This window comes from Haloarcula rubra, assembly GCF_019599465.1.
Taxonomy (GTDB): Archaea; Halobacteriota; Halobacteria; order Halobacteriales; family Haloarculaceae; genus Haloarcula; species Haloarcula rubra.
Genome location: NZ_RKLR01000001.1, coordinates 567,175 through 593,055, shown reverse-complemented (window position 1 = coordinate 593,055; position 25,881 = coordinate 567,175). Strand labels below are relative to the sequence as shown.

Below are 25,881 nucleotides of genomic sequence, written 5' to 3'. Positions count from 1 at the left end.
TCTCAGTCGTCGTACGCGCGGTCGAACTCGGGTTCGCGGCCCTCGTTGAACGCCGCCACCGCTTCTTTGTGTTCGTCGTCGACCACGCAGTCCCACTGGTACTCCGCCGCTTGCCGACAGTACTCGTCGAAGCTCTGCTGAGGGTCGACGAGGCGGTTCGTGTGCTGGACCGCCGTCGCCGGCTTGTCCCGAATCTCGGCGGCGAGGTCGCCGGCCGCCGCGAGTGCGTCGTCGGCACGCTCGACGGCCAGCCCGATGTTGACGGCGTCCGCTGGCGTGATGTCACGACCCGTCAGGAGGTACTCGCGGGCTCTGGACTCGCCGACGAGACGGGGCAACAGCCACGCACCGCCGTCGCCGGGCACCAACCCGACGTCGACGAACCCCTCGCGCATGACGCCTTCGTCGCCGACGACGCGCAGGTCACAGGCCAGTGCGAAGTCACAGCCAGCCCCGATAGCGGGGCCGTTCACGGCGGCGATAGAGGGGGTCGCCATCGTCCGGAGCCGCCAGACGAACTGCTGGATGAGCCAGAGGTAGGCGCCGTACTCCTCGGGCGACTGGTCGTCCCAGTCGGGCATCTCGGTGGTGTCCGCGCCCGAACAGAAGCCGTCGCCGGCGCCGGTCAGCACCACCGCGTAGACGTCCGCGTCGGCCTCCGCGGTCCGCGCGGCGTCGTTCAGTTCGAGGACGGTGGTCCGGGTGAAGGCGTTGTACACGTCGGGTCGCTCGATGGTGATGGTCGCGATGCCGTCGGTCACGGCGTAGCTGACGTCCGCGTAGTCACGCATGTCACCCGTCTCGCTTCGTCGGCACAAATAGCTGGGCCCGGGCGGTGGGCTCGGCTACTGTTCGGTAAAAGCGGCCGTCCCGTCGTCGAACGTCAGTGACGCTCGGCCGACGACCGTCGCGGCGTCGGGCAGGTCAGGCACGACGGCCTCGGAGACGTACAACTCGCCGAGGGCCTCGGTGTTCTGTATCCAGAGGACCCGGACGGTGTCGGGGTCGTAGCCGCCGAGCGCAGAGAGCGCGGTCCGCACCGCGAACTCGTCGTCGGGCGCGACGACCGGGAGTTTCGCCTTCGCGAGCGACCCGCTGGTGAGGGCGTTCGCGTACGTCTTCTGCAGGTCGAGTTGGTCGACGGCGGCCGCGCGGGTCAGGTCGGCCAGTCCGATGCCGTTCCCGTTGCCCTTCGTCGCCTCGGTGAGGCCGCGAGCGTAGACGAGTTTGATAGACGGGTGTTCGGGGTCCGGGGCGTTGAGGACGCGATAGCGCCCGATGACGTTGGTGTCCATCCCGGCGCCGGATATCTCCTTACCGAGTTCGTCTACGACGAGCAGGTCCACCTCGTCGACGGGCAAGGTCGGCATCTCGTCGTCGGCCAGTTCCAGCAGGTCGGGTTCGCGCTCGAGGAACGACCCGGCTGGGACGCCCTCGACGGCGGCTAGCTCCTCCTCGAAGTTCTCGACGAGGGCGATGCCTCCGAGCAACGGCAGGGCGTCCTCGACGACCGAGAGCGCGGGTCGCAGCGTCTCGACGTACCCCTCCTCGATGGCCGTCGCGTGGAACGCCTTCGCGCCCCGCTGTTTGCCCAGTCCGACGACGGTCATCTTCGTCAGCCCGCTCTCTATCGGGCCGGAGAAGTTCGTGTGCGCCTTGACGCGGTTGACGACGAGGACGGCGTCGGCCTCGAGCGCCGCGGTCGAGAGGGATACCGGCATCTCGGTGTCGCCGACGGTCACCGAGCCCACCTGCTCCGTGTCCATCCGGGCGTCTATCGGCGCTCCCACGCGCTCCTCGTCGATACCCAGCGACTGCAACACCGCTCGCTGGCCGTCGGCCGTCGCCCCGCCGTGGCTCCCCATGGCGGGCACGATGACGGGGTCGAACCCGCGGTCGGCGAGCGAGGCGACGACCGTCTCGGTGATGGCGTCGATGGCGTGGATGCCACGGCTACCGACGGCGACGGCGACGGTGGCACCGTCGTCCAGGTCCTCGACGGCGAGCGTGTTGAGTTCTTTCCGTGCCGCGCCGGCGGGGTCAGGGACCGTCTCGGTCGACGGCTCGTACCGGACCCGCGCGAACGACGGGAGCGGCTGCGCGTTGACGAGGTGGTCGACGTCGTCGCGGGTGGGGAACTCCATACCAGTGGCTATCGACGGCTCGACAAAAAGAGACGGGTGCGTAGTCGTCAGGACGCGTCGGCCGTCGCCCGTCTGGGATGCCTGTACCGACCCTCTGGCCGTGACGAGGACAGTCGGCTCTGGAGACAGATCTACCTCTCGAAATACATTCTAACTATAAAATATACCCTACAACACCTATTGATTCGAAACTAGTACCATATAGCTAATTTCAGACCTCTTATATAGCCAAAAATCCACCAAACGGATGAAATACGTGGTTTTTGGAGAACAAATACGGACCGAGTAAGAATGTATTGGAGCAGAACGTACACAGTGCGCCCTCGTTGTGGTACGTCTCTCGGCCGACGTCGGTGGGATTGCCACCGGGCGACCGTCGGTCTGCCGAGCGGTCGGCGGGAAGCGGCGACGACGCCACGTCGCTACGCTGCCCGGTAGGGAAGCCAGTTTCGGGTGGGGCTTTCTGGCTGTCCCCGTCGTGTTGCGCCGTGTGTGTCTCCGCACGGGACACCGCCCGCAGCGACACCCCCGATAGCTTTGTGCTTTGCGTGTGAATGACAACCATGGACGCGATAGTACTAGCCGGCGGGTTCGCGACACGACTGTGGCCGATTACTCGGAACCGGCCGAAGATGCTCCTCCCGGTCGGTGAGACGACCGTCATCGACAGAATCATCGAGGCACTGGAGGCGGACGATCGCATCGACACGATATTCCTGAGTACGAACGAGGCCTTCGCCGACGACTTCGAGGCACACATCGACGCGATGAACTACCAGAAGACACAGCTCTCGGTCGAGCAAACCCGCGACGAGGACGAGAAGTTCGGTGTCGTCGGCGCACTCGCCCAACTCCGCGAGCGCGAGGGTATCGACGACGACCTGTTCGTCATCGGGGGCGACAACCTCATCGGCTTCGACCTCGGCGAGTTCCTCGACTACTTCGAGGAGAAAGACGCCCCAGTCCTCGCCGCCTACGACGTCGGCTCCCGCGAGAAAGCCAAATCCTACGGGCTGGTCGAACTGGACGGTGACCGAGTCGTCGACTTCCAGGAGAAGCCCGACGAGCCAAAGAGCACGCTGGTCTCCATCGCCTGTTATACGTTCCCCGCCGACTCGGTTCGCTTCTCGGAGTACCTCTCGGCAGAGAACAACCCCGACGAACCGGGGTGGTACATCGACTGGCTCCAGTCCGAGGAGTCGGTCTACGCGTACACGTTCGACGACACGTGGTTCGACATCGGGACGCCGGCGTCGTACTTCGAGGCCGTCGAGTGGCAACTCGACGGCGAGTCGCTCGTCCATCCCGGCGCGACGGTCGAGAACGCCGACATCGGCGACACCGTCCACGTCATGGAGGGTGCGAAAGTGGTCGACGCGACGCTCGACAGAGCGCTCGTGTTCCCGAACGCCACGGTGGAGAACGCCAAACTGGACGAGACGATTCTCGACGCCGGCGTCGAGATTTCGGACCTGCGCGTCTCGGACGCGCTCGTGAGCCCGCTCCCCGACGACGAGCAGTAACGGGGTCGCCCGGGGAGTTCCGACGACCGTCTCGCGGGGTCGAGTCGGCAATACCACGGTCGGCCGGTCGCCTCCTACGTGAACTTGCTCCGCCCGGCACTGCCGGCAGCGGTCGCCAGGTCGGCGTACACCTCGGCCACGCGCTCCCGAATCTGCCGGCCGGCGACTCGCGGGTCGAAGTAGTCCTTGTTCGGCGACCACGCGACGTCGTTGAAGAACGTATCGCGGTCGGCGTCGACGTCGTCCGGTGGCACGATTTCGTCGGCGTGACTGCGGTAGAGGTCGAAGGCGGTTCGGGTGTACTCGTACTGGTAGCGAGTGTCCTTGTTGACCTTGCAGATACCGTGCTGGAGCATCTGTCGTAACTGGTCCGGTTGCACACCGGAGGAGCCGTGCAACACGAGGGGCGTATCGAGGCCGTGGTCACGCAGTGCGGTCCTGATGTCGGCCGCGAGGTCCGGCCGCAGTTCGATGTCTCTCCCCTTGGCGACGCCGTGCTGTGTCCCGACCGATATCGCGAGCAGGTCACACCCCGTCCGGTCGACGAACTCCACGGCCTGTTCGGGGTCCGTGTAGAAGGCCTCCTCGGCCACGATTTCGTCTTCGACGCCCTTGATTTTGCCGAGTTCGGCCTCGACGAGGATGTCCGCGTCGGCGTCCTCGATCAGTTCGACGACCGTCCGGCTCCGTTCGACGTTCTCCTCGAACGGTTCGTGGGAGGCGTCGATCATAATCGAGGAGGGAATCCCCAACTCGACCTGCCGCCGTATCGTCTCGAGGTCGGTCTGATGGTCCATGTTGAGAAACACGCCGACGTCGTACTGGTCCGCTATCAGGTCGATGTAGGTGCCCATCGCTTGCAGGCCCGCAATCGGGTCGCCGTTCCCCGCGAACGTACAGGCACCGTTGCTCATCTGCAGGAGGAGGTCCGAGTCGACCCGCGACGCGCCCTCCATCAGCCCCATCATCGTGTTGGGTTCTGCGATGTTGCTCGCAATCAGGCCGAACCCCGATTCGAGCGCATCGTCGTACACCGACGCGAGTTCGGTTCCACCGTGAAATGACATACGTGTTCACCGGACGACATTTGCACTGCGGACGTAATAAATCCCACAGCCAGCTCGAACCCCGGGGGACTCCGTTCCGGAGAGAACCCGTCTGAGGAAGGCCAACAGCAATATGCGTGGGTGTCACAGTAACACCCATGATAGACGAAACAGTGACCCAGATAGAGGAGATGCAGACACAAAGCTCCTCGATAGTCGCCGTCAAAGCCGCCGAAGCGCTCCGGGAGTTGACCGACCGGGAGTACCATACCGTCGAAGACTTCGTCCGGTCGGTCGAGCGAAACAGTAGCGTGTTGCGGCAGACGAACCGCTCGCACGCACCGCTGTACACGTCACAGCAACGTATCGTGACGGCGCTCTCCGAATCGTCCCCGGAGACCGTCGACGCCGCGAAGGAACAACTGCTCGCCGCCATCGAGGAGGTCGTCACCGAGATCGAATCGAGTAAAGAGGGGGCCGCAGAGAAGGCGGCGACGCTCGTAGCGGACGGCGACGTCGTGTTGACACACGAGAACTCTTCGACGGTGATGGCGACGCTGGAACACGCGCTCGAGTCGGGCAAGCAGCTCGACCTGTTCGTGACCGAATCGCGACCACGGTTTCTCGGGCGTCGGACGGCCCGGCAGCTGGCGGGCCGAGACGACGTCGACGTGACGCTCATCGTCGACGGCGCCGCGGGACACTACCTCTCCGAGTGCGACCGCGTCCTCGTCGGCATGAACTGCCTCGTCGACGACACCGTCTACAACCGCGTCGGGACCTACCCTATCGTCGCGACGGCCGCCGACGCCGGTGTCCCCGTGACGGTCGTCGCTTCGTCCGCGAAGTTCATCGGTAGCGGATTCAACTTCGAGAACAACTTCCGGTCACCCGCAGAAGTGATGCGTGAACCGGCGGACGGGTTCGACGTAGCGAACCCGGGGTACGACGCGACACCGACCGACCTCCTCGACTCGGTCGTCACCGAGAACGGTGTCATCGAGTTCTGAGCACCCACCCGGACGGCGTCGACGGCGCGGCGAGCGACGGCCGCAGTCCGGGCGTCCGTCGCTCCACACGGTGGCACAGACGGCCGACGAGTGGTCTCCGAACCGAGGTGATGCCTATCGGTAATGGGAAAATATATCTGTGGTGTCTGTTAACAATACACTATGTATAGCTTAGATGACAATTTGACGGAGGAGCACCGATGAACACACTCGAAAATATCGCCCGAGAGGTCAGGAACACCGCCCACTACGTGAGCGACAACGTCGCGAACTACGCGGGCGCGAGCGGTGGGACGAACCCGAGTGGCGAGGACCAGATCGGCGCCGACGTCTGGGCGGACTCGCTGTTCTACGATTCGCTCGCCCCCATCGAAGGCGTCGGGGAGTACGCCAGCGAGGAACGAGAGACGGTCACCGACTGTGGCGACGGCTACACCGTCGCCATCGACCCACTCGACGGGTCGTCAAACATCGCGTCGAACAACTCCGTCGGCACTATCGTCGGCGTCTACGACGCGGAACTCCCCGCGTCCGGACGTGAACTCGTCGCCTCGATAATGGTGCTGTACGGTCCCTACACGACCATGACCGTCGCACGTAACGACCGGGAGGAAGTCCAGGAGTACCTGCTCCGGGACGGCCACAGCGAACGCTGGGGCCAGTTCGAACTCCCGTCGAAGGCGACCGTAGTGGGGCTGGCAGGGATATCGAGCAACCGGAGCGCGACGTTCAACGCGTTCGCAACGGAACTCGAACAGGAGATGAAACTCCGGTACGGCGGTGCGACGGTCGCGGACCTCGCGCAGGTGCTCGAGTACGGCGGTCTGTTCGGCTATCCGCGGACCACTCCGAACCCCGACGGCAAACTCCGCGTCCACTTCGAGTCCGCACCGCTCGCTCACCTGGTCGAAGCGGCCGGCGGCGGGTCGACGGACGGCACGCAGTCGATTCTCGACGTCGAACCGGACAGTCTGCACGCACGCACGCCGACGTTCCTCGGGAACACGGACCTCATCGACCGCGTCGAGAGGACACTCGACGAGTAGCGACGGTGCGACGACCTCGTCCTCGCACCGCCGCTCTCGACGCTCCCGGAACAGACTCTCCCTTCTCGAATCGTCTGTAGAGCGACCACAGTGCGTCCGAACAGCGTCACAGCAGGGGTGGGGTATTCGACTCGCACCTCCCATCATTACAGACATTTGATATTAGTGCTGGTGATATTATAACAGAAGTACCTACGTTATTAGATTCGGTAGTGTTGTCTGCCCAACATTACCACGTACGGCGACTCCACGAAACTGTCCGTTCTTGACGGTATTCTTTATTCTGAACGGCATCTATCATTATCTATCGTCTAGCTCGGCAGGCCCGTTATCACGGCCCGTTGCCGTCGCCATCCTCGGCCACGGTCGCGACGTACGCGTCCGTGATTCGGGTCGTCCGTGACGGGTGGTCGCACTGGAGATTGCAACGCACCTCGAACGTTCGGACGTGTGTCGGCCCTCCCTGTCGACGGAGATAAAGTATTACTCCACCACTACGTAGAATCTCGCATGAACGAGATAGTCTTCGGTACCGACGGTTGGCGCGCAACGCTCGATACGTTCACTGAAGAACGCGTTCGAATCGTGGCACAGGCGGCGGCCGAGTACTTCCGCGAACAGGACGCGACGACGGTGGGTGTCGGGTACGACGCCCGTGAAACGTCGCCCCGCTTCGCGAGGGCACTCACCGAGGTGCTGGCTGGCAACGGTCTCGACGTCGTCGTGAGCGAACGTGACTGTCCGACCCCAGTACTGGCCTGGACGCTCAAAGACCGCCAGTTAGACGGCGGCCTCGTCGTGACCGCGAGCCACAACCCGCCGGAGTACAACGGCGTGAAATTCCTCTCACCCGACGGCTCGCCTGCGGGCGAGGCGATTACAGACAGGCTGGAATCACTTCTCGCCGAACCCGACCTGCGTCCGGAGGCAGAACACGGCACCGTCAGCGAGGAGAACCTCGTCCCCGAGTACATTCGGCACGCGCTGGCGTTCACGGAGGCCGACATCACTGGGTTGTCCGTCGCCTACGACGCAATGCACGGGAGCGGCCGCGACGTCACCGACGCGTTGCTCGCGGAGGCGGGTGCGGACGTCCAGCGACTCCGATGTGAGTTAGACCCCACGTTCGGCGGTGGCTCCCCCGAACCGACGGCCGATAAACTCGACACCCTCGTCGAGCGCGTGACGGAGGGCGACGCCGAGTTGGGGTTCGCCAACGACGGCGACGCCGACCGCCTCGCCGTCGTCACGCCCGGTCGTGGATTCCTCGACCCGAACCTCCTCTACGCCGCGCTCTACGAGTACCTGCTCGAATCAGACGGCGGCCCCGCAGTCAGAACCGTCTCGACCACGTTCCTCGTCGACAAGATTGCAGCGGCCCACGGCGAAGAGACGGTCGAGGTCCCGGTCGGCTTCAAGTGGGTGGCACAGGGCATGCAGGACGCGGGGGCGCTCTGTGGCGGCGAGGAGTCCGGCGGGTTCGGCATCACCCGCCACCTGCGGAACAAGGACGGCGTCCTCATCGCACTGGTCGTCGCTGCCGCGCACACCGAGCGGCCGTTGGACGACCGCGTCGACGCGATTACCGCGGCGCACGGCGACATCTATCAGGACCGAATCAGCGTCGACTGCCCGGACGACCGGAAAGCGGCGGTCCTCGACGAACTGGACGGGTCGCTGCCAGAGACCATACTCGGCGTCTCGGTCGACCGGGTCGATACGAAAGACGGGTTCAAGATATTCCTCGCCGACGGGTCGTGGCTGCTGGTGCGACCGTCCGGGACCGAACCGAAACTCCGAGTGTACGCCGAAGCAGACAGCGAGAGCCACGTCGAGGAGTTGCTCGACGCCGGTCGTGACATCGTCGAGCCCCTTGTCTGACGGCCGCTCGAACGGTGTCTCGCCCGAGCGCTACCGGACCGTCCGGCGAGGTGCCGCCACTCTGACCATTAGATTGTCTGACACCTCTGTTTATACATCTCACCGTTCTATCCCGGGTATGGAGCGGTACGACCAACTCTACGAACTGTACGACACGCACGACACCGACACCGTTCGCGCTCTGCAGAACCTCGTCGACCTGTTCCCGCTCGTCGAGTCACCCGTCGCGCTGGACCGCTGGAAGGAGATAAACACGGAACTCGACGAGCGGAAAGCGGAGATAGCGGAGGCGTTCCCCGAGGCGGGGGAGACGTTCGCGGACCTCGCGACTCGGGCGCGCCAGGAACAGGCGTTCACCGGGTTGGACCTGTACAACAAGTACGGTCGCTCGGTGAACGTGTTCGTCCTCGACGTCGACGAGACGCTCCGGTCGACGGGGAGCACCGACAACGAGATTCCCAGCGACACGCTCAACCTCCTCACGAAGTTCCACGAGGAGGGGATGCCCATCGTCATCTGTACCGGCCAGACCTTAGAGAACGTCAAAGGCTTCGCGATTCAGGGGCTGGGCAGTCGAATCGTCCACTCGGGGGACCTCAGCATCGTGTACGAGACGGGCACCGGCGTCTTCACGCCGCGACACGGCGCCCAGACGAAGCAACTGCTCTACGAGCGACTGGACGAGGGGATACGGGCCGTCTTCGACGACGTTCGCGCACGCGTCCTCTCGGACGCACCGGAGCGACTCCGTCACGGCTGTCACTTGCAGGGCAACGAGTTCAACATCACGATGAAACCCAACTTCGAGACGGGGTCCGACGACGCGGTGGCGGTTATCGACGAGGCATTGGTCTACGAACTCGACCTGTTGGGTGACGCTCTCGCCGCCCTCGACGAGGCCAGCGGTGTCGACCCGCAGACGGTCGGCGACTGGGCGCGCGCCTACTACGCCGACCAGGACCCGGAGATTCGGTCGGTACTGGAGCGGGCAGGGGAACTGCCGGACGCCGACGCGGCCGACGTTTCGGCCGAGGTAGCGGCCGTCCTCGACCGAATCGACGTCGGGTACTACGAGGGTGACGCGGCCGAAATCGGTAGTCTCGAACTGAGCAAGGTCGTCGGCGTCGAGGCGGCGTTCGACGTGCTCGGTATCGAGGACCCGTTCGCCATCGTCATGGGTGACTCCAAGAGCGACCTGCGGGTCATGCGCTGGGTGCAGGAACAGGACGCGGGACTCGCAGCCGCCCCGGAACACGCTTCACAGAGTGTCCTCGACCACGTCGAGGCCACTGACGGTCTCGTCTTCGACGAAGGCCACGCCGGGGATATCCTCCGGACGGTGTATGCACTGAACCGGTTCGCGGCAGACACGTAGCCGACCTATCGATGAGGAGGTACCGAACGCCCGCCGGAGCACCCAAATCGTAATGTGCCCCGAATGTGAACTGTTACCAAGTAATGCACAACGCACGCACGGAGTCCCAGTCCATCGCGGCGTACGACCCGTACGTCAGAGAGCAGCAGCGTGACGCGATACACGAGGCGGCGTCGGAACTCGGCGACGTCCGGGTCGCACACGTCAACACGACGGCGAGTGGCGGCGGTGTCGCGGAGATACTCCACTCGCTGGTGCCACTGCTGAACGACGTGGGTGTCGACACGGATTGGTTGGTCATGGACGCTCCGGACGAGTTCTACGACGTGACGAAGGCGATTCACAACGGCCTTCAGGGTGACCGCAGCGAGTTCACCGAGTCGATGCGCGAGACGTACCGGACCGTCACCGTCGAGAACGCACAGGCCCTGACCGACCGGTACGACGTCGTCGTGCTCCACGACCCACAGTCGCTCGGTATGGCTCCGACGCTGGCAGAGACGTTCCCCGAGACGGTGCTTGTCTGGCGGTGCCACATCGACCTCACGGACGCGACGCCGGCGTACCTCGAGTTCGTCCAGTCGTATCTGGACCCCATCGACCGTGCGATATTCACTCTCCCGGAGTACGGCGACGCGATTTCGGGCGTCGAGAAGGTGGCCGTCCACCCCGCTATCGACCCCCTCACGGAGAAGAACCGACCGCTGGACGAACTCTCGGGTGCGGCCGCCGAAGCGGCCGACCCCGAGAGCTTCCCGTTCGACACCGACCGACCGTTGATGCTGCAGATCTCCCGGTTCGACCCCTGGAAGGACCCGCTGGGCGTCATCGACGCCTACCACGATGTGACCGAATCGGTACCCGACACACAACTCGCGCTGGTCGGGTCGATGCCCGACGACGACCCCGAGGGTATCGAGGTGTACCGGAAAGTCGAAGCGGCAGCGGCAGACTCGCCGGACGTCCACCTCCTGACGAACCTCCCGGACGCCGGTATCAACGCGCTCCAGCGGTACGCCGACGTCGTCCTCCAGAAGTCCCTGCGCGAAGGGTTCGCGCTGACCGTCTCGGAGGCGCTCTGGAAGGGGACGCCGGTCGTCGGGGGGGACGTCGGTGGTATCCCACTGCAGATCGACGACGGCGTGAACGGCTACCTCGTCGAACCGATGGACATCGCCGGCACTGCCGACCGAGTCACGGGACTGTTAGAGGACGACCAACTCCGTGCGAGCCTCGGCGACCGAGGCCGTGAGACGGTCCGCGAACGGTTCCTCACCCCACGTTTGGTCGAGGACTACCTCACGCTACTCGCGACGGTCACCGAGGGCGGTCGAGCGGGATAACGCACTCCCGGGCCGGACTCACTCGTCGGTCATCTGGACGATTTTGACGAGGGCGTGTATCGGGACGCCCTCTATCTCGTCTCGGCCGAGTTTGTCGGTTATCACGGCGCTCGCTCGGGGGGTCCCGCCGTGGTCCCGAATCTGTTCGATGGTCTCCGTCATCGTCCGGCCAGTGTCGACGTTGTCGTCGACGACGTAGCAGTCCCGGCCCTCGATGGTCGCGAAACTCCGTGAGAACGACCCGCTGACCGTCCCGTTCTCGTCGTCGTTCCACTGGTACTTGCCGGGCATGTAGACGCTGAGGTCGGTACCGAGTTCCTGACTCACCACCGTCGCCAGTGGCCCGCCGGACTTGCCGATGCCGACCGTGAGGTCGACGTCGTCGCCCTGTTTCGAGAGCAGGTCCGCCATGATGGCGCCGAGATAACTCAGGCGGTGGCCGTCTCGGCCGATTGCGCTCCAATCGACGTGGACGTCGGTCGGACTCTCGGCGTCGGCCCCCTCGGTGGTCCGGGGCCCGCTCTGGGCGACGAGCCAACTCGCTGTCTCGCGCGAGACGTTCAGTTCGTCGGCTACTTCCCCCTGCGAGAGGCCGTTCTGGGTCATCTCCTCTGCGCTATCGATCAGCTTGTCGATGTACTTCATCTACGGACAACTCCGGTTCCTGTGGTTATAATTATAATTAATACGTGCTAATGTGACGGGCATGAAAGATAGCCGTTGGATTCGACGGCGACCGCCGGCTGAATCACCTATCGTAGTCACGGCCGCGCACATTGTATCGGGTAGGAATAAGCGGAAATAATTGATTTTATACGCTCGGCTTCTGTTATTCCCTGCTATGCGGCGACCGAACAGGACGCTCGTCGAAAAGTAAGCAACCATGGCTACGACATACGTCGGCGCTATCGACCAGGGGACGGCGGGGACCCGGTTCATGGTCTTCGACCACGACGGGCGGGTAGTCGCCAGCGCGTACAGACGACACGAACAGATACACCCGGAACCGGGATGGGTCGAACACGACCCCGTGGAGATATGGAACAACACGAAAGCCGTCGTGACGACTGCGCTGAACGACGCGGGGCTGGACGCCACACAACTCGGCGCTATCGGCGTCGCGAATCAGCGTGAGACGACCGTCGTCTGGGACGCCGAAACCGGGAGGCCGGTGTACAACGCACTCGTCTGGCGGGACCGTCGAACGGTCGACCGTGTCTCGGCGATGCGGGACACTGCCGTGGCCGACCGAATCCGCGAGACGACTGGCCTCGAGTGTGACCCGTACTTCTCCGCGACCAAAGTCGAGTGGATACTCGACAACGCCGACCCGCTGAAACTCGACCGGACCCGGGCCGACGACGTCCGTGACCGCGCCGAAGCGGGGGACCTCCTGTTCGGGACCGTCGACGCGTGGCTCGTCTACAAGCTCACCGGCAACCACGTCACGGACGTCACCAACGCCTCGCGGACGATGCTGTACGACGTCCGTGACCTCGAGTGGGACGACGCACTCCTAGAGGAGTTCGACGTACCACGGTCGATGCTTCCGACGGTCCGCCCGTCCTCCGACGAGGCGTACTACGGCTACACCGACGCCGACGGCTTCCTCGGGGCCGAGGTTCCCGTCGCCGGTGCGCTGGGCGACCAGCAGGCAGCGCTGCTCGGCCAGACCTGTTTCGACCCCGGCGACACGAAGAACACCTACGGCGTCGGGTCGTTCTGCCTGATGCACACGGGCGAGGACGCCGTCGAGTCCGAGCACGGACTGTTGACGACCGTCGGCTTTCAACTGTCGGGAGAGCCGGTCCAGTACGCGCTGGAGGGGTCGGTGTTCACTGCGGGCGCAGCCATCAGGTGGTTGGGCGACGTCGGACTGCTCACCAACGACGCCCAGACCGCAGAACTGGCCCGTTCCGTCGACTCGACCGACGGCGTCTACGTGGTGCCGGCCTTCGACGGACTGGGCGCGCCGCACTGGGACTGCCGCGCGTGCGGGACCATCGTCGGGCTGACCCGTGGCACCCGCAAAGCACACGTCGTCCGAGCGACGCTGGAGTCGATCGCCTATCAGACCCGCGACGTGACGACCGCCATGGCGGCAGACGCCGGGGTGGCGACGCCGTCGCTACGCGTCGACGGCGGTGCGGTGAAGAACGACTTCTTCTGTCAACTGCAGTCTGACGTCGTCCAGACGGACATCGTCCGTCCGGTAGTCGACGAGACGACGGCGCTCGGGGCGGCGTACGCGGCCGGCCTCGCCGTCGACTACTGGGGCTCCCTCGACGAACTCCGGTGGAACTGGCAGGTCGACCGCCAGTTCGAACCGTCGCTGGACGCCGAGACGGCGGCCCGGAAGTACGACCGCTGGGAGTCCGCCGTCGAGCGCTCGCTCGACTGGGCGACAGACACGCACCGAACGTGAGGGTATCGCACCTGTCCATCGCGCTGCGAGCAGGATACTCACGGTCTCGCTCTGGGCCGCCGACGTCCTGACCGCTCCTCGACCGCCGAAGCCGGCGGCGTCGAGTCGAGTGCTCGGACCGAGACACGAATCTGTCGACGCAGACAGTGGCGACGGTACTCTTACCAACCGCCGAGGACGGAGAACCCGACGAAAGGCGATTTTGGAAGCGATAGGAAAGATTTGGGCTAGAAAAGTCGAGAAATAGAGATGTATTCTATACTTCGATATAGAATATCTAATCCTGTGGTGGGCTATGGGATATTGGATGACATATATTCGGTATTTAGGGTAGGTGTAGGCGAGCTCGACGCCAGATACCGTGGCTGGTTCGGTGAAAACTCTGTTCGATTCTCTCGTCGGCCACTCTCTCGTCGTACGTGTAGTTCGCAGGTGCCTGGGCGACGTTCTGCGGATTTCCACCTCACGTTGCATCGATTCCCTATCGACTCTTCCTGTTGGTGTATGAATTCAAAAACAGAACTCTATATCTGTATTCGGGAAATACGATAGCAGGTGCTGGTAATAGAGCTAGAAAATCACCTCCAGCGACGTCGGTTCGGTGTCCGCCACACGCTGACGTACAGTGCTCCCGACGACTCCGGACCTGTGCCGTCGCGGCGAGACTCGGCCGGTGTAGACAGAACTCGACTGCAGTGACGGAGTGTCGTTCACAGTCCGGCCGCGACCGGCGACCGATTCTCCGACGAGCGCAACCGATATCGCTGTTCCTACTCCGTCTGAAACCAAAACGAAGTGTTCTGCTCTCGATACCACAGATACGGAAACGTATTTCCGATAGCCCACATATATCTCTGCCAATGGCAGACGAAACCGACACCGACGACGAGACGGTCGCCGTCTCGATGGAGATAACGGGAAGCTACGACGAGGTCATGTCGAAACTCGAGACCGATACGTCCGGGGGCGTCTCTCTGACCCCCGTGTTGGCCGACTTCGAGACGCTACTCGAGACAGTCGTCCGCATCGACGGCGGCACCCGGAGCGCCATCGCGGACCAGTTGCCCGCCGACATGAACGCGACCTTCGACGCCGAGGCCGTCGTCGACGCCATGCAGGTCCTCGAACGCTACGACCTCGTCGTCCTCGAAGGCAACACCTGGAAGCCCGGCCCGCAACTGGACCTCTAGCGCGGTAGTCGGTGTTCTCGCCCCGTCGGGCCCCACATGGCGGTCGGCGTCTGGACGGCCGGACGGACAGCACTGTCGTTCGACCGCCTTGTTTACAGATAGAGACAGCGTATACCGGACGCTGGGAGCCATCGGTCCGTCCCGGAGCGTTCGGGCAGTCGGCCCGACAGCGACACGCATAATTGGCTGAGGCGACCGAACGACGGTATGGACCGAGCGGTGGCCCCCGCGCTGGTGAGTGTGACGCCGCGATGACTCGCTCCCGGACCGTCGTCCTCGCCGTCATCGTGAGCACGTTCTTCGTCGGGTTCGGCGGCGGCGTCGTCTTCCCGATACTGCCGAACCTCGGTGCCATCCTCGGTATCTCGCCGTTCCTCGTCGGTCTCATCCTCAGCGCCAATCGCTTTACGCGCATCGTCGCCAACGCGCCGGCCGGGTCGCTCATCGACCGCGTCGGGACTCGGACGCCGTTCGTCGTCGGCCTCTTCGTCGAGGGTATCGCGACGTTGGGCTACGTCGTCGCCATCGACGCGCCCCTCCCCGAGGCGTGGTTCCTCCTCGCTCGCGTCCTCTGGGGTATCGGGAGCGCGCTCGTCTTCGCCACCGCCTACACCATCGCCGCCGACGTGAGCGAGGCCGACTCCCGCGGGGCGAACATGGGCGTGGTGCGGGGCGGTATCACCCTCGGGTTCCCGGTCGGCCTCGTTCTGGGCGGCGTCGTCAGCGAGGCCTACAGCGTCGAGACGGCGTTCGTCGTCGCGGCGGCGTTCGCACTGCTCGCGAGCGCCGTCGCCTACCGACTCGTCCCCGAGACCCACGTCGACGGCACCGAACGCGGCGTCTCGCCGCTGGACGTCGACACGAGCAAGCCGGCGCTGACGGTCGGGTTCGTCAACTTCGGTCTCTACTTCGCCTACCTCGGGGCGCTGTTCGCGACGCTGGTCCTCGTCGTGGAGGCGCGGAACCTCACGACGCTGGGGTACGGCCCGCAGGGGCTCTCGGGCATCCTGATGGCCGTGACCGTCGTGGCCGCCGCGGGCCTCATGCTCGGCGGCGGGACACTGAGCGACCGCGAGGGCCGTCGGGTTCCCGTGTTGCTCGGTTTCCTCGTCGTCTCGTTCGCCGGCTTCCTCCTGCTGGCCGTCGCCGACACCCTGCCGACGTTCGTCGGGGCCTGTCTCCTCGTCGGCGCCGGACAGGGGGGTGCGAGCGGACCGCTGGTCGCCCTGCTGGCGGACCTCACGCCGAGCGAGCGGATGGGGCGAGCCACCGCGACGAACAACGTCCTCGGCGACTTCGGCGGCGCCCTCGGCCCGATGGTGTCGCTGCCGGTCGTCGAGTCCGTCGGGTTCGCGCCGGTGTACGCGGCCTGTGCCGTCATTCCGCTCGTCGCCGGTGCGTTCCTCGTCACCAGTATCTACGCCGACGGCCGGTCGTTCACACCGACGACGGCAGAGGACTGACCGCGGCGACCGACGGGCCTTTCCCCCGGTCGGTCCGAGACGACGGTATGCCGCCGGCCGACGAGGCACCGACCAGCCCCTCACTCCTGCTGTACTTCGACGCGAGCGTGCTCTACGAGTCGGACGACGGGACGCCCACGTCGGCCGCGGTGGGGTTCCTCGTCGAAGACGGGGCGACGACGGTGGTCGAGCGGTCACTGGCCGTCGACGCGTTCGTCTCCAGCGCCCATCTGGAGTACCGGGCGTTGCTGGAGGCCGTGCGGGCCGTCGGGGCCTACCCGACGACAGTGGCCTCGCTGCACGTCCACGGCGACGCCGACGCGGTGCTCCGCGCCGTCGACCCCACAGAACCAGCGACCCCGAGGAACCGCATCGCTCGCCGTCGCGTGGACGCCATCCGCGAGTGCGTCGCCGACGTGCCGGTCGTCACCTACCGGGCGGTCGACCGCGGGGAGAACGAGCGCGCCCACCGGTTGGCGCGGGCGGGACACGAACGGTAGGTGTTCGGTCGAGGCCGCACAGGGCACCTACCGTCGGTCGTCGGCAGCCTCGACCGCTGCGGCCACGTCCAACACACCTGCGCCGAGGTCGTCTACCTCCTGCCCGGTGGCGTCTTTCGTCGTGTTCGTGAGGACGGACTCGACCTGACTGGCGGTGAGGTCGGGGTTCACTGCGGCCACCAGCGCCGCTGCGCCGGCCACCTGCGGGGCGGCCATCGAGGTGCCCGCGAAGTACGCGTAGGCGGCGCCGTAGACGTCCGGCGGCGTCGTCGAGAGGACGAGGTTGGTCGGGAAGGGCCACGCCGTCTCCTGTGAGAGCGTCTTCGCCAGCGTCTCGTACCCGCCGCCGGGCGCGGCCAGCGTAATCTCGTTGGCCCCGTAGTTCGAGTAGAACACGCGCTCGTCGTTCGGCCCGGTGGCCGCGACGCTGGTCGCACCGGGTACGCTGTTGGGGACGGTGAACACGCCGCCCCGGTCGAGTTCGGTGCCGCTGTTGCCGGCGCTGACGACCACGACGCTCCCCGCCGAGACGGCGTCCTGAATCACCTTTCGGTAGGCCTGCCGGAACCCGTCGCTGTTGAGTCGCGGCGGGAGCGGCGGCGTCCCGATTGAGAGGTTCATCGCGTCGACGCCCAGCGTGTTCGCCGCGAAGTCGACGGCCGCGAGAATGTCGGCCGTCGTCGTCGACGTGACGACCAGTTCCTCCGTCCGCTCGCCGTTCTCGCCCTCGTAGGTAACGTCTCGACGCTCCCAGTAGAACACGCGATGGGGGACGATAGTGGCGTCCGGCGCCGTCCCGGCGATACCCGTGCTGTCGCCGACGACCGCCTCGCCGACGGAGGCGGCGGCGATGCCCGAGACGTGTGACCCGTGCCCCTCGACGTCGTCGGAGGCGTCGCGCGACTGGTCGACCTCGAACGCCGACGGCTCGTACCCGACGACCGTCCCGTCGGCGTTCGTCACCGCGTCGGCGTCGGTCAGCGGGTCCGAGGGAAGTCGTACGTCGACGCCGGTACCGGTGAAGACGCCGTCCCGGGACCCAGTCCCGGCCACGCGCCTGAACAGCGCCCCCGGCGTGACGTTGGGCGCGAGGTCCGGGTGGTCGATGTCCGTCCCGGTATCGACGACGGCGATAGTGGCACCCTCGCCCGTCGTCACGTCGTGTGCCTCGGCGGCGTCGGTCGTCTGCTTGTCCCACTGGTGCTGGTACAGCGACTCGTCTCTCGTGTCGGCCGCGGCGTCGGGTCGCGGGACCGCCTTCGCCGGCCGTTCGAGTCGGAGTCGCACGTCTCGTACCGCGCTCTCGACGCCGCGGACGCTCGCCGGGTCGCCGGTCCCGGCCGCGAGGAGGACACTGCCACCGGCGAGTTCACGTGTGACCGAAAAGCCCGCGTCCTCGAGACGGGCAGGGACGCTCGCCCCCTGTGTCAGCACGATGTACCGGTCCGCGGTCCCCGCACTGACCAACTGCGGACCGACCGCGGCGCCGCCGAGTAACGCGCCGACACCTTCGAGGACGCTCCGTCTGTCCAAACCCTTGCCGAGGTCTGACATGACAACATTCGTTAGGAAAGCAGTTTGTTAAAACCCGACATTGATATGCAATGCACCGGTCTGGAATCGGCAGTAGCTTTTAGCTTGCCGGGTCGTCAGTGTCTCGCATGTCCTCACCTGGAGAGTTCGAGGAGTTCGGAGGTCGACACGTCCCGGAACCGCTCGAAGAACCGCTCGCGGAACTGGCCGCGGCGTTCGAGGAGATGCGGGACGACGAGGCGTTCCGCGAGGAACTGGACTACCTGCTGGAGCACTTCGGCGGCCGGCCGACACCGGTGTTCCACGCCGAGACGTTGAGCGAGCGCTACGACGCGAACATCTACTTCAAGCACGAGGACTTGCTCCACGGGGGCGCGCACAAACTCAACAACACGCTCGGGCAGGCGCTGCTGGCGAAGAAGGCCGGGAAGGACCGTCTCATCGCGGAGACTGGGGCCGGCCAGCACGGCACCGCGACGGCGATGGTCGGCGCGTTGCTGGACCTCGATACGACGGTGTACATGGGTCGGCGCGACATGCAGCGCCAGGAGATGAACGTCTTCCGCATGCGCCTGATGGGGGCCGACGTCGAGGAAGTCACGCGGGGCAACGAGGGCCTCGCGGAGGCCGTCGACGCGGCGATGGAGGACCTAGTCGAGCACACCGAAGAGACCCACTACCTCGTCGGGAGCGCCGTCGGCCCGGACCCGTTCCCGCGGATGGTTCGCGAGTTCCAGTCGGTCATCGGGCGGGAGGCCCGCGAGCAGATACAGGACCTGCACGGCGACCTGCCCGACGCCTGCGTCGCCTGCGTCGGCGGCGGGTCGAACGCCATCGGCCTGTTCCACGCGTTCAAGGAGGACGACGTGGCGCTGTACGGCGCGGAACCGGCGGGCAAGGGACTCGACTCCGGCCAGCACTCCGCACCGCTGTCGGCGACGAAGAACGACGACCCCCAGATTTTCCAGGGGATGAAGACCCGCGTCATCGACGAGGACACGGAGAACCACTCGGTCAGCGCCGGTCTCGACTACCCGGCCGTCGGCCCGGAACACGCGGCCCTCCAGTCGCTCGGCCGGGCGGAGTACCACGGTATCACGGACGAGGAAGCGCTCGCGGCCTTCCGCGAACTCAGCGAGGCCGAGGGCATCATCCCGGCGCTCGAACCCAGCCACGCCATCGCGCTCGCCATCAAACTCGCCGAGGAGGACCGCCACGACACCATCCTCGTCAACCTCTGTGGCCGCGGCGACAAGGACATGCAGACCGCCGCCGAGAAGTTCGACCTGTCCTGAGTCGGCGGGCGAACGCTTTTGCGATGCAGTGTGCTACCAGACAGCAATGGTCCGGCTTCCGTGGCGCCGCGACGACGGTAGCGAGGCGAGCGACGAGGCCGTGGTCTCCGACCGGGACCACGACGATGCCGTCGTCGTCGGACGGTTTCAAGACGGCACGGTGGCCGTCTACGAGGACGAAGTGGTCGTCGAGCGCGTCTCGCGGTCACGGTTCGACGACCGACGGATTCCGACCGCCGAGATCGTCGGCGTCGACTACTCCGAGGGCATCACTATCGGCTACCTCCAGATAGAGCAGACCGGCGTCGACGTGGACGCGGGCGGCCTCCTGAGCGACCCCGTCAACCCGAACACGGTCCACTTCGGGCGCGGAAGCCGCGAGGACGCCAGAGCGGTCCGTGACGCGATTCTCGAACGAACACGTGGCTGAGGCTCACAGTCGTCTCTCGAAGTGGACGAGTTCGTAGCCCGCGACCGTCGACTCGCCGACTCGCTCGTACCCCTCGTCGCGATAGAACTCGACGGCCGCGGGTTGGGTGCGTGCCGTCGTCGCCAGGAGCGTCTCGTAGCCGAGGTCGGCGGCCGCGGCTTCCAGTCGGGCGAGCAGTGCGTGCCCGTAACCGCGGCGCTGGTGGGTCGGTGCGACCCGCATCCGGTGGAGTTCCGCCGCGCCCGGGACGGTGCGCTCGTCGGCGTGGCCCGCCTCGTTCGGGAGGAGGCCGCCCATCGCCACGACGACGCCGTCGTGGACGGACGGCGGGGAACGGTCGGCGTCGGGCGACGCCGCGGCGTCGTCGCCGTCGAGGACGCCGACGAGGAATGTCCCGCCGGTGTCGAGATACGACGCCTCGACGTCCCGCAGGTCCTCGGTGCCGGGTACGTCGTCGGGGTCGGTCCCCGTCTCCCCCATCGCCCACTCGTGGAGGTCCCACACCGCGTCTGCGTCCCGTGGGTCGTACCGGCGGATGCGCAGGTCGCTCATCTCTATCGTCCCGACGGCACGGACGGGGTTGTAGGCTGTGACTGCGGCAGGGTGGGCACCGACAACCGGGCAACTAAGTGCCGGAAGCCTCACGGTCCGGATATGCAAGACGGGTTCCGTCGGTGCATCGTCAACCCCGTGAGCGGTGACGGTGAGCACGCCGACTACGTCGAGCGACTGATGCGGGCCCGCGGGTTCGCCGTCGAGGAGACGCAGGGTGCCGGCGACGCCGTCGCGTTCGGTCGGCGGGCGGGCGCGGACGACGTCGCCGAAGTCGCGGTCTGTGGCGGCGACGGCACCATCAACGAGGTGGTCCGTGGCCTCCACGACGCCGACCACCTCGACGAGGTGACGCTCAGCGTCGTCCCCGCCGGGACGGCGAACCTGCTCGCGGGGACCATCGGCGTCACGGACCTCCAGCACGGCGTCGAGGTGGCCGACACCGGCGAGACGCGGACCGTCGACGTCGGCGTCGCCGACGGGGAACCGTTTCTCGTCTCCTGTATCGCCGGCCTCCCGGCGGACGCCAGCGTCGCCACCTCGGGCGACCTGAAGGGTCGCTTCGGGACGCTCGCCTTCCTCATCACCGGCGCACAGGAGGCGTTCGAGTTCGAGGGACTGGACCTCTCTATCGAGGCCGTCGGCGAGGACGGGCCGTTCACGTGGTCCGGCGAGGCGACGTGTCTCCTCGTGGGCAACGCCCGCAAGTTCGTGGAACGTGGCGGACAGGCCGACATGGAGGACGGCCTGCTGGACGTCGCCATCGTCGAGCGGATGCCGGCCGGCAACCTCGTCGCCGAGGCCATCGGCCACCGACTGCTCGCGCGCGACACGGAGGGCGTCACGCACGTCCGCGCCCGAGACATCTCCATCGAGGGTCACGGCGACCCGGTCACCTTCAGCCGCGACGGCGAGCTCGCCGAACACGAGACGCTGGACGTCACGGTGGCCGAGCGAACGCTCGACCTCCGCGTGGGGCCGTCCTACGAGCCGAATCCGACCTGACGCGGACGCCGCCCGATTTGTTCCGCCGCTCTCTCGACGACCCGGCATGGACTGGTCTCCCGACCGTGCCCTCCGTCTCCGGATGGTCGTCACGCTGGTCTCGCTGGCCGTCACCGCCGCCGCCGCGACGCTGACGACGGCTGCCGTCCTCACGCCGGTGGTCGGCGTCGCCATCGCCGTGGCCGCTCGTCTGGGGCGAGCGCGACGCCCCTACTCGGTGACGTTGATGTAGAGCGCGCAATCGTAGTACTCGCCGTCGTAGGCGAGATACTCCGTCTCGTACATCCTCGGGCGACAGTTCTCCGGGGAACAGTCGAGCGCGTCGCGCAGCCGGAGCGCCCCGACCAGCGACTCGAAGGCCGCCGAGAGGGGCTTCGTCTCGCTGTACTGCTCCACGCCCCGGACGCGCTCGAACAGGTCCCGGGCGTCGGGACCGAGGTCGTCGGGCGCGAGGCGCAGTTCCACGGCGGCGGCGTCGGCCACCTCGTCGAAGGCCGCGGCGCTGTCGGCCACCGCCGTCGCGAAGCCCGTGTGCTCGGGTTCGACGAGGCGCTCCTGTGTCACCGAGACTTCCAGCACCGTCCCGTGGACGACGACGTAGTCGTGTTCGGGGTCGGGCGCCAGTTCGCTCTCGGCCTCGTCGAGGTGCCGATAGACGAACCCGCCCTGTTCGACGAGGCTCCACGGGGCGCCGCCGTCGAACTCCCGCACTCTGGCCGCGAAGAACGCCGGCATCACCGCGTTCTGGTCGTACTCCGGCAGGGCCTCCCGCGGCGTCCCCTCGGGCGTCGCTTCGGAGTCGACGCGGCCGACCCACGACAGACGCAGCACCGACCGCTCGATGCGTTCGCTGCCGGTAATCACGTCGTGCAGGAGGTAGTAGCGGCCGTCGCGCTCGACGTACTCGCCGTCGGGGACGACGCCGTACCCGTAGGTGCTGACCCGCTCGCCGTCGACGGCGGCGGCCACCGCTCGGCGTCTGGTCCGCTGGACGGGGTGGTCGTCGCGCTCGGGCGGGGTCCAGAGCAACGTCTCGGCCAGCGGGCGGTCGAGTCGGTCGACGTGCAGCGTCAACTCGACGGTCGGCTCGCTCGACCCGAGCGAGTCACAGCCCGCGAGGCCGGCGAGGCCGGCGGCCGTCGCACCGAGGAACGCGCGGCGACTAGTGGAGGGCATCGGATGCGAGTTCGAGTGGGATGGCCTAAACCTACCGGCCGCGACACGACACTACAATCGCGCTTTGAGCCAGCCGTGGACATTAGGTCCCGGGGGTCGACGACCCGGACGATGGCGTCGCTTCGGGTGGCGGTGGTCGGCCTCCTCGTCGTCGCGACCGGCTGTGTCGGCTTCGGTGCCCCGGGGACGGAGCGCGCCGAGACGACCGGAGCAGCGCCGCCGGGCGTCGACGACGGTATCGCGAACGCGACGGCGCTCGTCCGGGCCCACGAACGGTCGCTCGACGGCGTCGGCGTCGACCTCGCGACGACGTGGGTGCGCCGGAGCAGCGTGCCGGGCGAGCCGAACCGGACCGCCCGCACGCGGACGCTGACCGACGGGAACGGCACGCTCTGGCGGCGGACGGTCACGGGCAGTGACGGGACCGAGCGACGCGTCGAGCGGTGGGTCGTGGACGGCGGTGGGTTCCGGCACGTCCCCGCCACCGGCCGAACTGACCGCGTCGATGGCGTGGGGCCGACGGCGCGGTACCGTACGGCCCGCCTCGAACGGTGGCTGGCGGCCGGCCAGTACCGCGTCGCCGCCGTCGAGTCCGGCACACCCGAGCGGTACGTCCTCTCGACCACCACCTACACCCCGCCGGACGGCGAGCCACTGGAGGCGGACACGGTCCGCTACGAGGCGCGAGCCGTCGTGACCGCCGACGGCCGGGTGACGGCGTTCTCGGCGACGCTGGTCATCGTCGAGCGCAACAAGTGGGGCCGGCAGACGCGGACCTACTCGTACGGCTACCGACTGGCCCGGACCGGTGCCGTCGCCGTCTCACGGCCGGCGTGGGTTCCCGACACACGCGCCGACGTGGAGGTGGCCGATGGCTGACCGACGCGCCGCGCTCGCCGCGACGGCGCTCGCAGTCCTCGCGCTCACGGCCGTGCTGGGGGCGCTCGCGACGACGGTGCCGACCAGCCCGGCACCGCCCACGTCCGACCGACCTGTGACGACCCCACCGACCGACGCCGACGAGGTGGCGACGGGCGGGCGGGGGTTGGCCAGTCTCCACGAGCGGGGCCTGACCGGCGAGAACGTCTCCGTCGGCGTCGTCGACGTGACGGGGTTCGACACCGACCGGGCACCGCTGACTCGCTCGGTACGGGCCGCGCGTGCGTTCGGGACGGGGACCGTCGACGACGGTCAGACCGCTCACGGCACGGCCGCGGCGACGGTGGTCGCCCGGACGGCGCCGGACGCGACGCTGTATCTGGCCCGCGTCGACGGCATCGACGGCTACCGGCAGGCCGTCCGGTGGCTCAGGCGCGAGGGCGTCGACGTGATCGTCGCGCCGGTGTCGTTCTACGGCCACCCCGGCGACGGGAGCGGCGAGGCCGCACGCGTCGCTCAGCGAGCGGCCGACGCGGGGACGGTGTTCGTCGCGCCGGCGGGCAACCTCGCCGCCGCCCACTGGCGGGGCACCTACGACGCCGCCGGGAGCGAGAACGGGACCGTGGTGTTCGACCGCGACGACGGGACGCCCGTGCGACGCACCGCTATCGGCGGCGGGACGGACGTGACCGTCTGGCTCTCGTGGGACCGCGCCCACGCCGACGAGGACTACACGGCCGAACTGTACTGGACCAACGGGACGGCGACACGACTGGTCGCCCGCTCACAGCCGTACCCGGCCGACGACGTGCCCAACGAGCGCATCGTCGCCGACGTCTCGCCGGGGCGGTACTTCCTCGTGGTCCGCGGGCCCACCGACCCGACCGGCGCACGCCTCCGCCTCGTCTCGCCGACCCACGAGTTCTCGCGGGCGCGGGCCAGTGGGAGCGTCGTCGCGCCGGGCACCGCACGTGGCGTCTTCACCGTCGGCGCGTACGACACGCGGGTCGACCGCGTCGAACCGTTCAGTTCGCGCGGTCCGACGCTGGACGGCCGGCCCGGCGTCGACGTGGTGGCGCCGGACCGCCGGTTCGCCGACCTGACCGAGAGCGGCTTCGTCGGCTCGTCGGCGGCGGCCCCCTACGTCGGCGCGATGGCGGCGCTCCTCCTCGAGGCTGACGAGTCGCTGTCGCCGCGCCACGTCGAACTCCTGCTGGAACTGACCGCCCGCGACGTCGGGCCTCCGGGGGCCGACTACGCGTCGGGACACGGGTTGGTCGACCCGCGGGCCGCCGTCAGGGCCGCCGAGAACGAGACGGCCGGCGGTTAAACGCGATTTTAAGCCTGCCAAACGGCTATACTGGTGGGCCTACCACGTCGTCGTAGAGACGATGTCGGGACTCATCGACCGGATACAGGAACGAACGGGGACGCCCGACGAGCGACCGCGCGTGCTCGACGTCGACGACGCCGACACCGACGAGGTGTTGGACGCGCTCTCCTCGGACACGGGCCGGGCGCTGTATCGGACCCTGTTCGACCAGCCCGGGACGGCTTCGGAGATAGCGCGGCGGTGTGACACCTCCGTCCAGAACGTCCACTACCACCTCTCGAACCTCGAAGCGGCGGGCCTCGTCGAGTCCATCGACACGGTGTACTCGGAGAAGGGCAACGAGATGACCGTCTACGGCCCCGCCAGCGACCCCATCGTGCTGGTCGGGAACCACGACCTGCGGCCCCGACTCCGGCAGTCGCTGACCGACGTGGTCGCCGGCGTCGGCCTGTTGGGCCTCGCGAGTCTGTTCGTCCAGTGGGGGGCCGAGTCCATCGCCAACCACGCCGCTGGCGGCGTCCTCGGCCCAGCGAGCCCGAACGCGCCGCAGACGGACCCTGCGGGGTCGATAGCGTGGTTCGTCTTCGAGGTGGCCGAACCCGGTCTGCTCTTCTTCTTCGGCTGTCTCACGCTACTGGCGGTCGTCGCACTCACGCTGGGACGACGGGACGCGGGCCCGAACTGACGGCGGCGGGCCGCCGACTCGGCGGGCGGTCGCTCGCGAGCATCCGG

24 protein-coding genes are annotated in these 25,881 nt (G+C 67.0%); 17 read left to right on the top strand and 7 right to left on the bottom strand.

Translation table 11 applies throughout. The features are described 5' to 3' along the window. Positions 1-2: 2 nt before the first annotated feature. Together EGH21_RS03185 and EGH21_RS03180 are read right to left on the bottom strand one after the other, a co-directional pair. A complete protein-coding gene (locus EGH21_RS03185) occupies positions 3-791 on the bottom strand; it encodes an enoyl-CoA hydratase/isomerase family protein (protein WP_220617016.1) in 789 nt (262 codons plus the stop codon). A 54-nt stretch (positions 792-845) separates the two neighbouring features. Beyond that, positions 846-2,144 (bottom strand): nickel pincer cofactor-dependent isomerase, group 22, encoded by a 1,299-nt coding sequence (locus EGH21_RS03180; protein WP_220617015.1) that lies wholly within the window; start codon positions 2,142-2,144, stop codon positions 846-848. A 563-nt stretch (positions 2,145-2,707) separates the two neighbouring features. Here EGH21_RS03180 and EGH21_RS03175 point away from each other — a divergent pair. Continuing rightward, positions 2,708-3,667: a nucleotidyltransferase family protein gene (locus EGH21_RS03175; RefSeq protein WP_220617014.1), complete on the top strand. Its 960-nt coding sequence runs from the start codon at positions 2,708-2,710 to the stop codon at positions 3,665-3,667. Between the two features lie 74 nt (positions 3,668-3,741). Here EGH21_RS03175 and fba read toward each other — a convergent pair whose 3' ends face one another. Then, positions 3,742-4,734, bottom strand: a complete 993-nt coding sequence (gene fba / locus EGH21_RS03170) for a class II fructose-bisphosphate aldolase (RefSeq protein ID WP_220617013.1) — start codon at positions 4,732-4,734, stop codon at positions 3,742-3,744. A 137-nt stretch (positions 4,735-4,871) separates the two neighbouring features. Between fba and EGH21_RS03165 the strand changes: the two genes are divergently transcribed. From EGH21_RS03165 to EGH21_RS03145, 5 genes are all read left to right on the top strand, one after another. Then, a complete protein-coding gene (locus tag EGH21_RS03165; protein ID WP_220617012.1) occupies positions 4,872-5,723 on the top strand; it encodes an eIF2B alpha/beta/delta subunit family protein in 852 nt (283 codons plus the stop codon). A gap of 200 nt (positions 5,724-5,923) precedes the next feature. Then, positions 5,924-6,769 carry a class 1 fructose-bisphosphatase gene (locus tag EGH21_RS03160; protein ID WP_220617011.1) on the top strand — a complete coding sequence of 282 codons (846 nt, stop codon included), beginning with the start codon at positions 5,924-5,926 and terminating at the stop codon, positions 6,767-6,769. 510 nt (positions 6,770-7,279) lie between these two features. Beyond that, positions 7,280-8,650, top strand: a complete 1,371-nt coding sequence (locus EGH21_RS03155) for a phosphoglucomutase/phosphomannomutase family protein (RefSeq protein ID WP_220617010.1) — start codon at positions 7,280-7,282, stop codon at positions 8,648-8,650. 118 nt (positions 8,651-8,768) lie between these two features. Next, positions 8,769-10,025, top strand: coding sequence for an HAD family hydrolase (locus EGH21_RS03150; protein WP_220617009.1), 1,257 nt, complete (start codon positions 8,769-8,771; stop codon positions 10,023-10,025). 83 nt (positions 10,026-10,108) lie between these two features. Continuing rightward, positions 10,109-11,368: a glycosyltransferase gene (locus tag EGH21_RS03145; RefSeq protein ID WP_220617008.1), complete on the top strand. Its 1,260-nt coding sequence runs from the start codon at positions 10,109-10,111 to the stop codon at positions 11,366-11,368. Between the two features lie 18 nt (positions 11,369-11,386). Here the strand turns inward: EGH21_RS03145 and gfcR are convergent, their stop codons facing one another. Next, on the bottom strand, positions 11,387-12,013 hold the full coding sequence (gene gfcR, locus EGH21_RS03140; protein ID WP_220617007.1) for a transcriptional regulator GfcR: 627 nt from the start codon (positions 12,011-12,013) through the stop codon (positions 11,387-11,389). A 238-nt stretch (positions 12,014-12,251) separates the two neighbouring features. Between gfcR and glpK the strand changes: the two genes are divergently transcribed. The 4 genes from glpK to EGH21_RS03120 all read left to right on the top strand — a co-directional run bounded on the left by glpK (position 12,252) and on the right by EGH21_RS03120 (position 16,946). Continuing rightward, the gene (gene glpK / locus EGH21_RS03135) at positions 12,252-13,793 is read left to right on the top strand and encodes a glycerol kinase GlpK (RefSeq protein WP_220617006.1); all 1,542 of its coding nucleotides are present in this window, start codon (positions 12,252-12,254) and stop codon (positions 13,791-13,793) included. Between the two features lie 860 nt (positions 13,794-14,653). Next, the gene (locus tag EGH21_RS03130) at positions 14,654-14,983 is read left to right on the top strand and encodes a hypothetical protein (RefSeq protein ID WP_220617005.1); all 330 of its coding nucleotides are present in this window, start codon (positions 14,654-14,656) and stop codon (positions 14,981-14,983) included. A gap of 251 nt (positions 14,984-15,234) precedes the next feature. Then, positions 15,235-16,446, top strand: coding sequence for an MFS transporter (locus EGH21_RS03125; protein ID WP_220617300.1), 1,212 nt, complete (start codon positions 15,235-15,237; stop codon positions 16,444-16,446). Between the two features lie 47 nt (positions 16,447-16,493). Further along, positions 16,494-16,946 (top strand): reverse transcriptase-like protein, encoded by a 453-nt coding sequence (locus EGH21_RS03120; protein ID WP_220617004.1) that lies wholly within the window; start codon positions 16,494-16,496, stop codon positions 16,944-16,946. Between the two features lie 27 nt (positions 16,947-16,973). Here EGH21_RS03120 and EGH21_RS03115 read toward each other — a convergent pair whose 3' ends face one another. Further along, on the bottom strand, positions 16,974-18,500 hold the full coding sequence (locus EGH21_RS03115; protein WP_220617003.1) for a S8 family serine peptidase: 1,527 nt from the start codon (positions 18,498-18,500) through the stop codon (positions 16,974-16,976). Positions 18,501-18,607: 107 nt separating this feature from the next. Here EGH21_RS03115 and trpB point away from each other — a divergent pair, with 107 nt between their 5' ends. Then, positions 18,608-19,774 carry a tryptophan synthase subunit beta gene (trpB, locus tag EGH21_RS03110; protein ID WP_220617002.1) on the top strand — a complete coding sequence of 389 codons (1,167 nt, stop codon included), beginning with the start codon at positions 18,608-18,610 and terminating at the stop codon, positions 19,772-19,774. Positions 19,775-19,820: 46 nt separating this feature from the next. Continuing rightward, a complete protein-coding gene (locus tag EGH21_RS03105; RefSeq protein WP_220617001.1) occupies positions 19,821-20,204 on the top strand; it encodes a hypothetical protein in 384 nt (127 codons plus the stop codon). A 3-nt stretch (positions 20,205-20,207) separates the two neighbouring features. Here EGH21_RS03105 and EGH21_RS03100 read toward each other — a convergent pair whose 3' ends face one another. Beyond that, complete coding sequence (locus tag EGH21_RS03100) at positions 20,208-20,756, bottom strand: GNAT family N-acetyltransferase (protein ID WP_220617000.1); 549 nt, start codon at positions 20,754-20,756, stop codon at positions 20,208-20,210. A gap of 102 nt (positions 20,757-20,858) precedes the next feature. On the opposite strand from EGH21_RS03100, the gene EGH21_RS03095 reads away from it, so the two are divergent. Next, entirely contained in the window at positions 20,859-21,761 is a 903-nt protein-coding gene (locus tag EGH21_RS03095; protein WP_220616999.1) for a diacylglycerol/lipid kinase family protein, read from the top strand. A 46-nt stretch (positions 21,762-21,807) separates the two neighbouring features. Next, positions 21,808-21,993, top strand: coding sequence for a hypothetical protein (locus EGH21_RS03090; RefSeq protein ID WP_220616998.1), 186 nt, complete (start codon positions 21,808-21,810; stop codon positions 21,991-21,993). On the opposite strand, the gene EGH21_RS03085 is transcribed toward EGH21_RS03090, so the two are convergent. Then, entirely contained in the window at positions 21,972-22,937 is a 966-nt protein-coding gene (locus EGH21_RS03085; RefSeq protein WP_220616997.1) for a hypothetical protein, read from the bottom strand. The two genes, EGH21_RS03090 and EGH21_RS03085, sit on opposite strands and share 22 nt — an antisense overlap. A gap of 111 nt (positions 22,938-23,048) precedes the next feature. On the opposite strand from EGH21_RS03085, the gene EGH21_RS03080 reads away from it, so the two are divergent. The 3 genes from EGH21_RS03080 to EGH21_RS03070 all read left to right on the top strand — a co-directional run bounded on the left by EGH21_RS03080 (position 23,049) and on the right by EGH21_RS03070 (position 25,834). After that, the gene (locus tag EGH21_RS03080) at positions 23,049-23,816 is read left to right on the top strand and encodes a hypothetical protein (protein WP_220616996.1); all 768 of its coding nucleotides are present in this window, start codon (positions 23,049-23,051) and stop codon (positions 23,814-23,816) included. Then, positions 23,809-25,146, top strand: coding sequence for a S8 family serine peptidase (locus EGH21_RS03075; RefSeq protein WP_220616995.1), 1,338 nt, complete (start codon positions 23,809-23,811; stop codon positions 25,144-25,146). The genes EGH21_RS03080 and EGH21_RS03075 overlap by 8 nt, the downstream gene beginning before the upstream one ends. Positions 25,147-25,207: 61 nt before the next feature. Further along, entirely contained in the window at positions 25,208-25,834 is a 627-nt protein-coding gene (locus EGH21_RS03070) for an ArsR/SmtB family transcription factor (protein WP_220616994.1), read from the top strand. Positions 25,835-25,881: the final 47 nt, after the last annotated feature.

What these genes read in the sequence shown, in the direction of transcription:
- EGH21_RS03150 (WP_220617009.1), top strand. Translation starts at nt 8,769, where the DNA reads ATGGAGCGGTACGACCAACTCTACGAACTGTACGACACGCACGACACC.
- EGH21_RS03160 (WP_220617011.1), top strand. Translation starts at nt 5,924, where the DNA reads ATGAACACACTCGAAAATATCGCCCGAGAGGTCAGGAACACCGCCCAC.
- EGH21_RS03175 (WP_220617014.1), top strand. Translation starts at nt 2,708, where the DNA reads ATGGACGCGATAGTACTAGCCGGCGGGTTCGCGACACGACTGTGGCCG.
- EGH21_RS03070 (WP_220616994.1), top strand. Translation starts at nt 25,208, where the DNA reads ATGTCGGGACTCATCGACCGGATACAGGAACGAACGGGGACGCCCGAC.
- EGH21_RS03085 (WP_220616997.1), bottom strand. Translation starts at nt 22,937, where the DNA reads ATGCCCTCCACTAGTCGCCGCGCGTTCCTCGGTGCGACGGCCGCCGGC.
- glpK (WP_220617006.1), top strand. Translation starts at nt 12,252, where the DNA reads ATGGCTACGACATACGTCGGCGCTATCGACCAGGGGACGGCGGGGACC.
- EGH21_RS03100 (WP_220617000.1), bottom strand. Translation starts at nt 20,756, where the DNA reads ATGAGCGACCTGCGCATCCGCCGGTACGACCCACGGGACGCAGACGCG.
- EGH21_RS03130 (WP_220617005.1), top strand. Translation starts at nt 14,654, where the DNA reads ATGGCAGACGAAACCGACACCGACGACGAGACGGTCGCCGTCTCGATG.
- EGH21_RS03105 (WP_220617001.1), top strand. Translation starts at nt 19,821, where the DNA reads ATGGTCCGGCTTCCGTGGCGCCGCGACGACGGTAGCGAGGCGAGCGAC.
- EGH21_RS03180 (WP_220617015.1), bottom strand. Translation starts at nt 2,144, where the DNA reads ATGGAGTTCCCCACCCGCGACGACGTCGACCACCTCGTCAACGCGCAG.
- EGH21_RS03095 (WP_220616999.1), top strand. Translation starts at nt 20,859, where the DNA reads ATGCAAGACGGGTTCCGTCGGTGCATCGTCAACCCCGTGAGCGGTGAC.
- EGH21_RS03090 (WP_220616998.1), top strand. Translation starts at nt 21,808, where the DNA reads ATGGACTGGTCTCCCGACCGTGCCCTCCGTCTCCGGATGGTCGTCACG.
- EGH21_RS03145 (WP_220617008.1), top strand. Translation starts at nt 10,109, where the DNA reads ATGCACAACGCACGCACGGAGTCCCAGTCCATCGCGGCGTACGACCCG.
- EGH21_RS03185 (WP_220617016.1), bottom strand. Translation starts at nt 791, where the DNA reads ATGCGTGACTACGCGGACGTCAGCTACGCCGTGACCGACGGCATCGCG.
- EGH21_RS03115 (WP_220617003.1), bottom strand. Translation starts at nt 18,500, where the DNA reads ATGTCAGACCTCGGCAAGGGTTTGGACAGACGGAGCGTCCTCGAAGGT.
- gfcR (WP_220617007.1), bottom strand. Translation starts at nt 12,013, where the DNA reads ATGAAGTACATCGACAAGCTGATCGATAGCGCAGAGGAGATGACCCAG.
- trpB (WP_220617002.1), top strand. Translation starts at nt 18,608, where the DNA reads ATGTCCTCACCTGGAGAGTTCGAGGAGTTCGGAGGTCGACACGTCCCG.
- EGH21_RS03125 (WP_220617300.1), top strand. Translation starts at nt 15,235, where the DNA reads ATGACTCGCTCCCGGACCGTCGTCCTCGCCGTCATCGTGAGCACGTTC.
- EGH21_RS03155 (WP_220617010.1), top strand. Translation starts at nt 7,280, where the DNA reads ATGAACGAGATAGTCTTCGGTACCGACGGTTGGCGCGCAACGCTCGAT.
- EGH21_RS03080 (WP_220616996.1), top strand. Translation starts at nt 23,049, where the DNA reads ATGGCGTCGCTTCGGGTGGCGGTGGTCGGCCTCCTCGTCGTCGCGACC.
- EGH21_RS03075 (WP_220616995.1), top strand. Translation starts at nt 23,809, where the DNA reads ATGGCTGACCGACGCGCCGCGCTCGCCGCGACGGCGCTCGCAGTCCTC.
- EGH21_RS03165 (WP_220617012.1), top strand. Translation starts at nt 4,872, where the DNA reads ATGATAGACGAAACAGTGACCCAGATAGAGGAGATGCAGACACAAAGC.
- EGH21_RS03120 (WP_220617004.1), top strand. Translation starts at nt 16,494, where the DNA reads ATGCCGCCGGCCGACGAGGCACCGACCAGCCCCTCACTCCTGCTGTAC.
- fba (WP_220617013.1), bottom strand. Translation starts at nt 4,734, where the DNA reads ATGTCATTTCACGGTGGAACCGAACTCGCGTCGGTGTACGACGATGCG.